The 12,755-nt window shown below is 71.7% G+C and carries 10 protein-coding genes; 4 read left to right on the top strand and 6 right to left on the bottom strand.

What is annotated here, in order from left to right:
- Positions 1-2 precede the first annotated feature (2 nt).
- Positions 3-971, top strand: coding sequence for an SLAC1 family transporter (locus CRYAR_RS39895; RefSeq protein WP_035858592.1), 969 nt, complete (start codon positions 3-5; stop codon positions 969-971).
- Here the strand turns inward: CRYAR_RS39895 and CRYAR_RS39890 are convergent.
- A complete protein-coding gene (locus CRYAR_RS39890; RefSeq protein ID WP_035858591.1) occupies positions 940-2,451 on the bottom strand; it encodes an FAD-binding oxidoreductase in 1,512 nt (503 codons plus the stop codon). The genes CRYAR_RS39895 and CRYAR_RS39890 overlap by 32 nt on opposite strands.
- A 231-nt stretch (positions 2,452-2,682) precedes the next feature.
- On the opposite strand from CRYAR_RS39890, the gene CRYAR_RS44330 reads away from it, so the two are divergent.
- Entirely contained in the window at positions 2,683-5,103 is a 2,421-nt protein-coding gene (locus CRYAR_RS44330; RefSeq protein ID WP_084701582.1) for a serine/threonine-protein kinase, read from the top strand.
- A 19-nt stretch (positions 5,104-5,122) separates the two neighbouring features.
- Here the strand turns inward: CRYAR_RS44330 and CRYAR_RS39880 are convergent, their stop codons facing one another.
- Genes CRYAR_RS39880 through CRYAR_RS39870 form a run of 3 tightly spaced genes read right to left on the bottom strand, consistent with a single transcriptional unit; the run spans position 5,123 to position 6,757 of the window.
- Complete coding sequence (locus tag CRYAR_RS39880) at positions 5,123-6,094, bottom strand: NAD(P)-dependent alcohol dehydrogenase (protein ID WP_035858590.1); 972 nt, start codon at positions 6,092-6,094, stop codon at positions 5,123-5,125.
- Positions 6,091-6,318: a helix-turn-helix transcriptional regulator gene (locus CRYAR_RS39875; RefSeq protein WP_035858589.1), complete on the bottom strand. Its 228-nt coding sequence runs from the start codon at positions 6,316-6,318 to the stop codon at positions 6,091-6,093. Before CRYAR_RS39875 ends, CRYAR_RS39880 begins: the two co-directional genes overlap by 4 nt.
- A gap of 13 nt (positions 6,319-6,331) precedes the next feature.
- Positions 6,332-6,757 carry a hypothetical protein gene (locus tag CRYAR_RS39870; RefSeq protein WP_035858586.1) on the bottom strand — a complete coding sequence of 142 codons (426 nt, stop codon included), beginning with the start codon at positions 6,755-6,757 and terminating at the stop codon, positions 6,332-6,334.
- 192 nt (positions 6,758-6,949) lie between these two features.
- Between CRYAR_RS39870 and CRYAR_RS39865 the strand changes: the two genes are divergently transcribed.
- Positions 6,950-9,295 carry a glycosyltransferase family 39 protein gene (locus CRYAR_RS39865; RefSeq protein ID WP_035858583.1) on the top strand — a complete coding sequence of 782 codons (2,346 nt, stop codon included), beginning with the start codon at positions 6,950-6,952 and terminating at the stop codon, positions 9,293-9,295.
- A 79-nt stretch (positions 9,296-9,374) separates the two neighbouring features.
- A complete protein-coding gene (locus CRYAR_RS39860) occupies positions 9,375-11,081 on the top strand; it encodes a PAS domain-containing protein (RefSeq protein WP_035858580.1) in 1,707 nt (568 codons plus the stop codon).
- Here the strand turns inward: CRYAR_RS39860 and CRYAR_RS39855 are convergent.
- Together CRYAR_RS39855 and CRYAR_RS44325 are read right to left on the bottom strand one after the other, a co-directional pair.
- Positions 11,069-12,031 carry an acetylxylan esterase gene (locus CRYAR_RS39855; protein ID WP_035858578.1) on the bottom strand — a complete coding sequence of 321 codons (963 nt, stop codon included), beginning with the start codon at positions 12,029-12,031 and terminating at the stop codon, positions 11,069-11,071. The two genes, CRYAR_RS39860 and CRYAR_RS39855, sit on opposite strands and share 13 nt — an antisense overlap.
- The gene (locus CRYAR_RS44325; RefSeq protein WP_051571637.1) at positions 12,025-12,741 is read right to left on the bottom strand and encodes a TetR/AcrR family transcriptional regulator; all 717 of its coding nucleotides are present in this window, start codon (positions 12,739-12,741) and stop codon (positions 12,025-12,027) included. Before CRYAR_RS44325 ends, CRYAR_RS39855 begins: the two co-directional genes overlap by 7 nt.
- Positions 12,742-12,755 lie beyond the last annotated feature (14 nt).

Raw genomic sequence — 12,755 nt, 5'->3', positions numbered from 1 at the left:
GCGTGACTCGCATTCCTCCGAACGTGTTCGGGATCCCGTTCGGGCTCACCGGCCTCGGCAACGTCTGGCTCGTCCTGGCCCGTCACGACCGCGTGCCGGACGTGATCGCCACCGTGATCTTCGCGCTGGCCGCACTGACCTGGCTGGCGGCGCTCGTCGCGTACGGGCGGTACCTGGCCACCGACCGGGGCGCACTCGGCCGGGACCTGGCCGACCCGATCGCGTCACCGTTCACCGCCCTCGTTCTGATCACCCCGATGCTGCTCGCCGCGCAGGCGCTGCACCCGCACGCGGAATCGGTCGCCCGGTGGGTGGTCGACGTTCTGCTCGTGCTCGTCGTGTTGCTCGGCGGCTGGCTCACCGGCCAGTGGATCTACGGCCCGATCGGGGTCGACCAACTGCACCCGGGCTACTTCCTGCCGACCGTCGCCGGCGGGCTGCTCGCCGCGTACAGCGCGGCGGTGGTGGGCCAGCCCCGGCTGGGGTGGGTGTTGTTCGGGCTCGGAGCGGTCTGCTGGCTGGTGCTCGGATCGATAGTGCTCGCCCGGCTGCTGGTGCGGCCGATGCTGCCGACCCCGCTGGTGCCGACGCTCGCCATCGAGGTGGCGCCGGCCGCGGTGGCGAGCATCGCTTGGTTCCAGCTGCGCGGAGGCGGCCTCGACACCGTCGCGCTGGCGCTGGGCGGCTACGGGCTGCTGATGGTGCTCGCGCAGGTGCGGCTGCTGCCGCTGTTCGTGCGTCTGCCGTTCGCGCCGAGCACGTGGTCGTTCACGTTCAGCTGGGCCGCCGTCGCCACCGCCGGTCTGCTGTGGCTGGAAGAGCTCCGTCCGGGCGGCTACCGGGTGTGGGAGTACGTCGTGCTCGTCGTCGTCACGGTGCTGGTGGGCGCCGTCGCCCTGCGTACGGCGATGGCGCTGGCCCGCCGGCAGTTCCTGCCGGTCACGCCCGCAGGATCGACTGGGGGAAAGTGAAGACGCCGTCGGGGTCGAAGTGGCGCACGGTCGTGCGTAGCCGAGGCAGGTTGGCGCCGTAGTAGGCGGTGGCCCAGTCGGCCTGCTGCGGATCGAGGTAGTTCACGTACGCGCCCGGGCCCACCAGCGGACGCAGGGCCGCCTGCACGGCGTTCACCGCCGGCCCGCTGTTCGCCCGGCCGCTGTACACCTGCACGCTGGCGTGCGCCTCGCGGTGCACGAACGCGGTGTCGCCGGGAGCGAGCGCTCCCACCTTGCCGCCGAGCGAATCGAACAGCAGCACCATCCCGGACCGGCGCCCGACCAGCTGGACGATCGAGTTCGCCGTCGACCGGTCGATCGGTTTCCCGACCACGCGGGACGTGGCGCGGAACGTCTCCCGGCGCAGGACGCCACCGGCCGACTCCGGGCGGCACTGAGCGGCGGTCTTGCTCAGGCAGCCGCCGAACGACTTCATCGCGTCGAGGTAGCCGTACGTGTTCGTGGTGCGCGACGTCGGGGCCGCGCCGACCTCGGCGATCAACGCGTTCAGCTGCGCGGGGAGCCCGGTGACCGCACCGGTCCAGGTGCCGGTGACGCGGTTCGTCGGGGTACCGGCCGCGGTCACGGCGCAGAGCGCGGTCAACCGGTCCGGAGCCGCCGCCATCCAGGCCGACCAGGCCGCCAGCACCCGCGCGCTGGACGCGGCCGGGAACCGCAGCGTGAAGATCGTGACGCTGGGCGCGGGCACGGTGTCGAACGTGAACTCGGTGACGATGCCGCTGTTCCCGCCGCCACCCCCACGCAGTGACCAGAACAGGTCGGCGTCGCGGTTCGCGTTGACGGTGCGGACCTCCCCGTCGGCGGTGACGATCGTCGCCGCACGTAGGTGATCGCAGGTGAGACCGTACGGGCGGGCGACCACGCCGAGCCCGCCGCCGAGCGTGCTTCCGCCGACACCGACCGTGGGGCAGGAACCGGCCGGGAGCGCACGCCCCCGGGCGGCCAGCGCGGTGTAGACGTCGATCAGCCGGGCTCCGGCGCCGACGACCGCGGTGCCGTCGTCCTTCACCGTGATCGAGTGGAACGCACCGAGGTCGACGACGACACCGCGGTCGGGCGTGGAGTATCCGGGATAGCTGTGCCCGCCGGAGCGGGCGGCGAGCGGCACGCCCCGACCGCCGGCGCGGATGACGCAGGCACGCACGTCGTCGACGGTCGCCACCTTGGCGATCGCGGCCGGCTTGCGGGTGCCGAGCGCGACGTTGAACGGCTGGGCGGCGGTGGCGTATCCGGCGTCGCCCGGAAGAAGCAGTTGGCCTTTCAGCGCCCTCCGCAGACCGGGGAGGTCGAGGGCGGCCGGGGACGGGGACGCCGCCGCCGACGAGGGTGACGGAGTCGCCGCCGCGGTGTGCGCCGCCTTGGTGTCGGTGCAGGCCGCCACGGCGGCGAGGCCACCCATCGCGAGGAAACCACGGCGCGACAGCACGGAACCGGTCACCGCTCCACTGTGCCATCCCGGCGCACTTCATTGCGTGCGAAATCAGGGGAATTGCGTGCCGACAATCACTTTCCGTAATAGTACTGACGCGTAGCCGAGCAATAACTCGGTGAAGTGTTGTAACGCACCTCGCTGGAACGGGAATTCTCCTGAAAGCGCTCACCGGATGGTGTTTCATCGAGACAACGAGTAGTGCAGTAGATAACCGTTCGACGTGATGGGATCCATCGAATGCTTTTCGACCGGGCCCAGCTCACGGCCGCGCTACCCCAGTACGAGGTGGGAGCCGAGCTGGGTCGCGGAGGCTTCGGGCTGGTCATCGAGGGCCGACATCGGCGTCTCGGACGACCCGTCGCAATCAAAATTCTGACGATTTCCGGCCCGGATGTGGAACGGCGATTTCTCGCCGAAGCGCAAGTGATGGCCGTATTCGACCATCCGCATGTCGTCCGCGTGCACGACTACGCGGAAAGTGACGGTCTCTGTCTGATAGTCATGGAACACCTTCCGGGTGGCACGCTCACTTCTCGGATCGCCGAGGGGCTACGGCCGGAATCCGCGTGCGCGATCGGCCTGGCGATCGCCGACGCACTGCACGCGGCGCACCAGCGCGGCATCGTGCACCGTGACATCAAACCGGACAACGTCCTGTTCGCCGGCGACGGCGCGGTGAAGGTCACCGACTTCGGCATCGCGAAGCTGTTCGAGGGCTCGTCGATCACCACGGGGACGCTCGTCGGGACGCCGGCGTACGCCGCGCCGGAGCAGATCCTGGGTTCGCGGGTCGGGCCGGCCACCGACGTGTACGCCGTCGGCGGGCTGATCTATCACATGCTCACCGGCCGGACGCCGTTCTCGCTGGACCTGCCGTTCTCGGCGATGCTGCACCACCACCTGAACATGCGGCCCGAGCTCCCGGCCGGGATGCCGCCGCAGATCGCCGCGGTCGTCGGGCAGGCGCTGGAGAAGGACCCGGCGGCGCGGCCGGAGTCCGCGAAGGCGTTCGCGTTGGCGCTCGCGACGGCGGCGGTGGCCGATTTCGGGTCGAGCTGGTCGGCTCACGCGGACACGCCACTGCGGGTGGACGACGACGTGCGCGCGGTGATGGCGATGACGACACGGGGCGCGCAGGCCTCGCTGGCGACGCGGGTTCGGTCGACGCCGATGCGGGCGCAGGCCGATGCGGCCTCGCTGCAGTTGCGGACGCCGCCGCCCGGGCATCTCGCGGTGCCGGAGCCTTATCAGGCGGAGTCCTATCCGGCCGCGACGCCGAACCCTTTGTCGTCGTACGGGCACGGGGTTCCTCCCGGCGGGTTGACGACGCCGGGATTCGGCGGTCCGGGGGATGCGCGGCCGTTCGGGGCCGAGGCGTTCTTCGGTACGCCGTCGGAGGGGGCGTCGCAGCCGGTTGCTCCGTCGCCGCTGAATCCCTCGCCGGGGTCTTCGTCTTCGGGGTCTTCGTCGCCCGGGTCTTCGTCGCCGGGGTCCTCGTCTTCGGGGGTTCGGTCGGGGCGGCATTCGGCGGGGTCGGTTTCGGGGGCTTCGCCGGTGGCCGGGTCGATGTCCGGGGCGCCGTCGATTTCGGGTTTTTCCGCGCCTCCGGTGTCGGCCCCTCCGGTCGGTGAGCCGCCGGTCGGCGGCCCGCCGGTTTCTGGGCCGCCAGTACCCGGCCCGCCGGTTTCAGGCCCGCCGGTTTCTGGCCCGCCGGTTTCTGGGCCGCTCGTCTCCGGGCCGCCGGTTTCCGGGCCGCGGGTCTCCGGGCTGCCGGTTTCCGGCTCGCCGGTTTCTGGGCTGTCGGTTTCCGGTGCACCCGATGCCGGCCCGTCGGTGGACAGTCCGCCGACCTCCGGGGCGCCGGTGGCCGGGCCGCGGTCCTCGGCTCCTCCGGCCGGTGGAACGTCGGGGCCCGGGGCGCACTCGGTCTCCGGTTCGCACCCCGTGCTGGGCTCTCAGGCGGTGCGGTCCCCGTCGGGTTCGTACCCCGTCTACGACACGCCTCCGCCGTCGGCAGCCCCGCAGCCGCCGTACACCCCCACCCCGCCGCCGACCGCCCGGCCGCCGTACCGCACCGACGGCGGAACAGGCTCGCACCGCGCGCTCGACGACCAGCCGCCGTACCCGACCGACCCCGGTCAGCCCTCGTACGCGACCAGCCACGGCCAGCCGCAGCACGGGGCCGACCCCGGACGGCCGCCTTACGCGACCGACCCAGGCCAGCCGCCTCACGTGACCGACTCCGGCCGGCCGCCTTACGCGACCGACTCCGGACGGCCGCCGTACGTGACCGGCCCGGTCTCCGGCGGTCCGGCGCCCTACGGAACGGACCCCGGGCCCGGAGGTCGGCCGCCCTACGGGAACGACGCGGATTCCGGTCTGGATCTGCGGCCCACATCGGGCGGAGGAACCGCCTCCGACGGCCCGAACTCGTCCGACGGGAAACCCCGCCGCGGCCGGGCCGAGCGACGCAAAGAGCTCCGCTCCCAGCAGCGCACCTCCCAGCAGCGCACGTCGCGCTCGCAACCGCACCCCGACGACGTCACCGAGGACGAGGGTGTCCCGCGTCGCGTCCTCATCGTCCTGGCAATCGTGGTACTGGTCGTCGCCGCGATCAGCATCGGCGTCGGCGCCGCCCTGGGCTCACTCACCAAATGACACTCGCCGAACGGCGCCACTACATCGAGATCAGCACCTTGCCGGCCGGATGCCCCTCGGCCAGGTAACGCATGCACTCCGGCGCCTCGGCGAGCGAGTACGTCCGCGGGATCGCGGGCGTCAGCTCGCCGGCTGCCATCAAACGGCCGAGCTCGACCAGGTCCTCGCCGCCCTCGCGCGCGATCACGCTGCGGATCCGCCGCTTGACGAACATCCCGGCGATCGGCCGGAACATCTGCCACTGGAAGCCCTGCATCAGCCGCCCCGGGTGGTCCTCGCCGCCCACCGACACCAGCGCACCGCCCGGCTTGAGTGCCTTCCGCAGCAGCGACAGCGGCCGGTTGCCCGCACAGTCCACGATGACGTCGTACCGCGGCCCGCGCGCGTCCACTTCCTCGCGGGTGTAGTCGATGACCTCGTCCGCGCCGAGCGACGTCACCAGTTCGCGCTTCGAGGCGCCGCACACCGCGGTCACGCCGGCGCCGCGAAGGGCGGCGAGTTGCACCGCGAACGATCCGACCCCACCGCCGGCGCCGATCACCATCACGCGCTGCCCGGCGCGCACGTCGCCGCTGCGGAGTGCTTGTAACGCGGTGGTGCCCGAGCAGCCGACGCTCGCGCCCTGCTCGAACGTGACCTCGGGCGGCAGCGGAGCGAGCAGACGCTCCGGCGCGACCGTGTACTCGGCCCAGCTGCCCGCGTTCGTGGTGCCGAACACCTGGTCGCCGGCGGAGAACCGGGTCACAGACGAACCCACCGAGGTCACGACCCCGGCGAAGGCCCGGCCCAGAACCTGGACCTTCGGGGCTCGCAGACCGATGACCGGCCGCATCACCAGCGGGTACCCGGTCATCATGTGCCAGACCCCGCGATCGTTGCTGCTGGCCCGGACCTGGACCAGGACTTCGTCGTCGGCCGGGGTGGGTGTCTCGACGTCGCGGACCTGGAGCACGTCGGCGGAGCCGTAGACCGAGCGGATGCACGCTTTCATGGCACCTCTTCTTCCGGGTAGTGGAAAACGTCGTCGAGGGGAACCGAGAACACGCGGGCGATGCGGAACGCCATCTCCAGCGAGGGTGAGTACCGCCCCTGCTCGATCGCGATCACGGTCTGGCGGGTGACGCCGATGCGTTCGGCCAGGTCGGCCTGGGTCATCTCGCTGTTGGTGAACCGCAGGGCGCGGATCGAGTTCGTGACCCTGGTCGGCTTCACCATTCGGGACCCGCGCTCATAGGGGGAAGGGGCGGTGGTAGATGACGACCTTGGCGACGGCGGCCAGCACCGCGGCCAGGGCGAAGTTCAGGTAGATCACGTTGGCGATCCAGAACCAGTCCCACTCGGCCAGCGCCATCAGCAGCGCCGCGACGCCACCGATCGCCACGAACGACTGACCGATGTACTCGCCGAGGCGGCCGATCTCCTTGTCGCGGACGTCGGTGGCGCGGGACGCGTTCGGCGTGACGATGCCGACCAGGATCTCCAGCACGATCGCCGCGACCATCGCGATGCCGATCGTGGAGAGCAGCGGCCCGGCGTAAGAAACGTCGTGCAACGCCCGCCCGTCCGCCCGGCGAAGGACCGTGATCACGTACCCCGAGTACGTGACGACGGTGACGACCAACGTGATCCACGCCCGCTTCTCGGTGAGCGTCACGACCGACCTCCGATGTAAAGCATTCTTGACACCTCCAATGTCAGGCAGAGCTGACACGATGTCAAGAGTTCTTTACACGCTGTCAGACTGCCGACCAACCGGCGCCGCGCCGTCGAACAGCTGCTGTACACCCCGCGAACTCCGCTGCTCAGAGCGGAGATCGGGGCCGGAGTTGCCTAGCGTTCCGAACCGATGAAGACGATGGCCCGATCGCTGCGCAACGCTCTGCCGCCCCGAGGTTGGCTCGTACTGGGGGCGCTCTGCGTCCTCGCCGTGGTGTTGGCCCTGGTGACGAACGCCCAGTACGGCCCGGACTCGCGGATCTACCTGGCCTGGACCTACTGGTACCTGGGGCATCCGCAGGCCGAGGCGGCGCAGCTGTCGTACGACTACCTGCGCGACGACCCGGGGTTGGCCACCTGCCTGACCTGCTGGCCGGCCGACTTCCAGGAGAGCTTCTTCACCGGCCCGTACGCGGCCGTGGTGGGCCCGCGCGTTCTGCTCCCGGTGCTTTCGGCGCCGTTCGTGGCGCTGTTCGGGCCGGCCGGGATGCTCGTCGTGCCGATCGTCGGCTACGCGGTGACGATCCTCGCGACCGTCCTGCTGGCCTCCCGGCTGTGGGGGCCGCGCTGGGCGCTCGTCGCCGGCGCGATGCTGCTGCTGCCGGTCTACGTGTCGCGCTGGAGCGTCGTCGCGCACACCGAGGGCCCCGCGTTCGCGCTGCTGGCGTTGCCGCTGCTCGTGCTTCCGCTGGCCCGGAAGGTCGGCCGCAAGCAGCTGATCGTCTACGCCGTGCTGGTGTTCCTGGGCATGCTCAACCGGCAGTTCGCGATCGCGCTTCCGGTGGCCGTCGCGGCGGCCTGGTTACTCGTCGCGGTCCGCGACCGGGCCTTCCGCAATCCCTGGCTGCCGTTCGCGGTCTGGGGGAACGTCGTCGCGTTCGTCGTGCTGGCCGCGCAGATGGTGATCACGCCGATGATCTTCGGCGGCGAGGATCTGTCGCTGCTGCAGCGCCTCGACGAACTCACGCTCACGTACTTCGGCAGCGCCGGGATCGCCGCTATCCCTGAGGTCACCTGGAACATCATCCGCTCCGATCTACTGGCCGTGCGGTACGACCTCGCGCTGGTGGCGCTGCTCGCGGCGTCGACCGTGGCCGTGGTCCGGCGGTTGCGCAGTGAGATCTCCGCGCTTGCCGCCGGAGCGTTCTTCGTGGTCAGCGCGTTCAACGTGATCGAGTTCTGGCCGGCCGCGTTCCGCTACCACGCGCCGATCGTGCCGCTGCTGGTATTGGCGGTCGTCGCGCTCATGGTCGACCTGTGGGGGCCGATCCGGCGGCACCCGTCCCGCTCCACCGAAGCCGGCCCTCGCGAACCGATCGCGCTCGAACAGCGCGCCCGACGGATCGGACGGATGCCGGCCCACGCGGTGGCCACGGTCGTGAGCCTCGCGGTGCTGGTGCCGGCCGTGCTGTCGTACCGGATCTGGCACTTCTACTCGGCGAGCATGTACCACCTGGCGTGGTCGTACCGGGTCCTCGGCTTCTCGCCGGGCGACGCGGCCGAACGAACCTACGCCGAGCTGCACGACAAGCCGTTCGCGGCGACGTTCTGCGGCCGTGATTCGTGCTTCGGCACCGGCTCCGACTGGTTGTTCGGCCACGCCACCTCGGCCGACCCGAACCTGGTCTACCCGGTGCTCTCGGCGCCGTTCGTCGCCCTGTTCGGCGATCGGGGCCTGATCGTCGTCCCGGTGGTGTCGTTCTTCGTGGCGGTCGGGCTGCTGACGTTCTTCACGGCCAAACGCTGGGGTGCGCTCGCCGGCACCGTCACCGCGGTCGTGTTCCTGGTCTGCGACCAGATCGTCGCCACCTCGCTGACCGGCACGGCCGACATGCTCGCGCTCGCGCTCGGCTGCGCACTGCTGTTCACGCTGCCGCTCGACGGTCGGCGCGGGCGCCGAGCGCTCGTCGTGTTCGCGGTGCTCACCGCGTTGCTGCTGGCCAGCAGGGCACCGGCGATGGCCTTCGTCGCCGCCGTCGGGACCGTCTGGGTGCTCACGGCCGTGCGTGAGCGGTCCGTGCGCAACGTCTGGCTGCCCTACCTGGCGGTCGCGTCCGGGCTCGCGGTCGGGCTGGTCGCGCTCGGGCAGGTCGCGACGATCGCCGACGCCCGGTACCTCGGAAGCCTCGGGAAAGGGCTCGGGGTGCTGGTCCGGATCGACGGCACGTACCTCGCCGAGGACGCCGTGCTCTGTTCGGTGCTCGTGCTCGCGGTGGTCGCGTCGTCGCTGGGGGCGCTCCGTGACCCGATGGCGGCGCTGGCGCTCGGCGGCATCGTGGCCGCCGTCGTGCTCGAGGTCGCGAGCGGGACGCCCTCCGGCGCACGCGCGTTCGGCCCGGTCTTCCCGCTGATCCTGCTCTCGGCGATGGGGATGCTCGCCCGGCTCTTCGACGGCCTGAGCCCGTGGAACCTCCCCGTGCCCGACGAACCGGATGAGCAGCTCGTAACGGTGTCAGATCAGGTACCTGCCGCATAGCGCCGAAAATGTCGTTAATACTGCTATCGTCCCGCGCGTCGAACCTCCCCCGCGGTCAGACGACGGCAGGCACGCGCACATGGACGAAAACTGCGAGCTCCACGACGAGCGACGGCTCGCGGCGGTCGATCGGGCGGCGGCGATCCTGTCCGGAGTCCCGCTCTCGATGGACGCCATCGCCGGCGCAGCGGCGAGCGTCACGGGCGCGCCGATCGGTGTCGTCTCGCTCGTCGACGGCGAGTGGGACCGGCTCGTCGGGTTGCACGGCATCGGCGGTGTGTTCGCGCTGACCCGGCGGATCGCGGTCGCCGACTCCCTGTGCCGGAGCGTGGTGGCCTCGGGCGAACCGGTCTGGCTCGCCGACACCGCCGAGGATCCGGCGGCGGCCCGGGCCGCGGTGGTCTCCTACCTCGGCATCGGGGCGTTCGCCGCGGTGCCGCTGCTCGGGTCGGACGGTGCGGTCGTCGGGAGCATCTGCGCGCTCGACCACGGCCCGCGGCCGTGGAGCGTGGCTCAGCGTGCCGCGTTGTCCGGAGTCGCGACGACGGCCGGCCTGCTGCCCGGCGTCGCGGGGATGGCCGCCGAGCTCACGGTCAACCTGCTCGACCTCGTCCCGCTGCTCGACGCGCTGGCCGAGGCGTTCCTGGTGGTCGACGGCGACGGCGCGATCCTGGCCTGGAACGCGGCGGCGACCGGAACGTTCGGCTGGACCCGCGAGGAGGTCCTCGGTACCCCGCTGCACCAGCTGCTGTTCCCCGACCGCGACGCCGTGACGATCCGCGCGATCCTGGCGACGCTGTCCGCGCTGCCCTCCGAGCGGCGCGGCGCGGTCCGACGTCAGACCATGTGGGCGACGACGAAGGCGGGCCGGCGGATGCCTGTCGACGCGTCGATCCGCGCGGTGTCCGGGGCCGGTGGCACCCGGATCTGCGTCTCGCTGCTCGACGCCTCGGGCCGGTTCGACGCCGAAGCCGACGCCGATCGGCGCGAGGGGCTGCTCCAGGCGGTGCTGAACAGCCTCACCACCGCGGTCTACGTGTGTGACGCGGACGGCCGCCCGCTGTTCGGCAACCCGGCCCTGCTCGAGGTGATGGAGGCCGAGCCGGCGTCGCTCGCCGGGGCCGCACTGCAGCTGCGGCAGTACCTGCTCGGGGCGGACGGCACCGTGATGGAGCCGGCCGACTACCCGAGCGCACGCGCGCTGGCCGGGGAGCACGTCCGGGACGCCCCGATGGTCTTCCACGTCCCGGGCCGACCGGTCCGGCGCTTCCTCGCCAACGCCGAGCGGATCGTCGTCGGTGACGGTGCCGAGGGTGCGGTCGTGGCCCTGCGTGACGTCACGGTCGCGAGCCAGGACCGCGGCCGGCGGGCCTGCGAGCTGGCCGTCGCCCGGCTGCTGCTGCGCTGCGGTTACTCGGCCGAGGTGGCGCAGCGCCTGGTCGGTGCGGTGGCCGACGCGCAGCCCGGCACCCGCGTCCGGCTCTGGCTCACCGAGGACGCCGAGCTCCGGTTGGTCGCCGACTCGTCCGGGGAGTGCCGGCCGGCCGCGGTGCGCCGGGGCGAGGGCCGGGTGGGCTCGGCCCTGGCCACCGCGGCCCCGGCCGTCGGCCCGGGATCCGGGATCGCCGTCCCGGTGCCGGGGGCCGACGAGGTGCTCGGTGTCCTCGACGCCGAGTTCGGCGGCGACGACGAGGCCGAACCGGACGCGCTGGCCGCGCACCTCGCCCGGGTCGCCGCCGACCTCGGCTACCACCTCCACGTGCACCGCCAGGGTCAGCCCAGCTGAGCCTTCAGGAACGTCAGCGCCCGCTCCTGGTCGACCGGCCCGCCGCCCTCGTGGCCGTTGTAGTCCCAGGTCAGCACCTCGCACGGCCCCGGGTACGCGTTGATCGCCGCGTACACCGTCGACGGCGGGCAGACCGGGTCCATCAGCGCCACCGAGATCAACGCCGGTGCGCTCGCCCGCGAGACCATGTTGACCCCGTCGAAGTACGAGAGCGTGCGGTGCGCCTTGGCCACGTTCTCGCGGTGGGTGGCCAGGTAGTCGGCCACCTCGCGGTACGGCTGCGCGTCGGTGATGCGTGTCGCCCGGGGGAAGTCCGACAGGAACGGCACGAACGCCAGCGCGGCGCGGACGTCGTTGCGCAGCCCGGCGACGGCAAGCGTCAGTGCGCCGCCCTGGCTCCGGCCGTGCACCGCGATGCGCTCGGCGTCGACCTGTGGAAGCGCTCGGGCGGCGTCGACCGCGCGCACCGCGTCGGTGTAGAGCCGCCGGTAGTAGTAGGTCGACGGGTCCTCGATGCCCCGGGTGACGAACCCCGGGATCTGCGGCCCGGACGCGGCCGAGTCCGGCGTGTGCCCGACGCTCCACTTCGAGCCCTGGCCCCTGGTGTCCATGTACAGGTGGGCGTAGCCGGCCGAGGCCCAGGTCAGGTTCTCCAGCACGTGCCCCCGACCGCCGCCGTACCCGATGTACTCGACGATCGTCGGCAGCGGCTGGGAAGCCCCGGCCGGGACCCGCAGCCAGGCCCGGATCCGCTCGCCGCCGTACCCGGCGAACGAGACGTCGTAGGTGTCGATCGTCGTGAGGCCGGTCTGGACGAGTTCCGCCGAGACGTCGATGTCGTGCTGGCGGGCCGCGGCCAGCGTGGTGTCCCAGAACTCCACGAAATCGTCGGGTCGCGTCTGGCTGCTGCGGTACGTGATCAGCTGGTCTAGGGGTAGATCGGTCAGCACGAACGCTCCTTGCGGGGATAACGGGTGTTGATGCCGTCCAACATGATGTCGATCGTCAGCGCGAACAGGGCCGACGAGGTCTGGGGTTCGGTGCGCTCGGCCAGCGCGGTCACCGTCGGGTACTCCTCGGCCGGCAGCGCCGCGTACACCTCCGGGCGTAGCGGGCCGGGCCGCTCGATGGCCCCCGCGAACGCGGCGTGGCCCAGCGCGGTCGTGACGATGACGGTGTAGATCGGCTGGACGTCGACCGGGTCGAAGCCGAAGTCGAGCATCCGGCGCAGGCTCGCTTCGCGTCCGGCGACCGCGTTCGGCCCGAGCAGCGGCGTGCGCAGCACCACCGGCAGCAGATGCGGGTGCGCGATGAGCGTTGACCACAGCAGGTGCGCCTGGTTGGCGAAGTCCTCCCGCCAGGTCGGCTTCGGGGTGCCGAACTCCACCTCGCCGAGGACGTGGTCGACGGCCTCGACCAGCAGTTCCTCGCGGTTGGCGACGTGCCGGTACAGCGATGCGGCCCCGGTGCCGAGTTCGTCGGCCAGCCGGCGCATGGTCAGCGCGCTCAGCCCTTCGTCGTCGACGATCACCAGCGCGGACTTGGTGATCTGTTCGATCGTCAAGCCGCCCGGGCGGTGGCGGCGCCGGTGCCGCGCGGCGCGGCGGTCGTGCCACCACGCGGCGCTGCCGGGCCGCCCGATCTCGGTCGCGGAGCTCATTGGCTCATCTTGAC

The organism is Cryptosporangium arvum DSM 44712, from assembly GCF_000585375.1.
Lineage (GTDB): Bacteria > Actinomycetota > Actinomycetes > Mycobacteriales > Cryptosporangiaceae > Cryptosporangium > Cryptosporangium arvum.
This window is presented reverse-complemented; position numbering and strand designations above follow the sequence as displayed.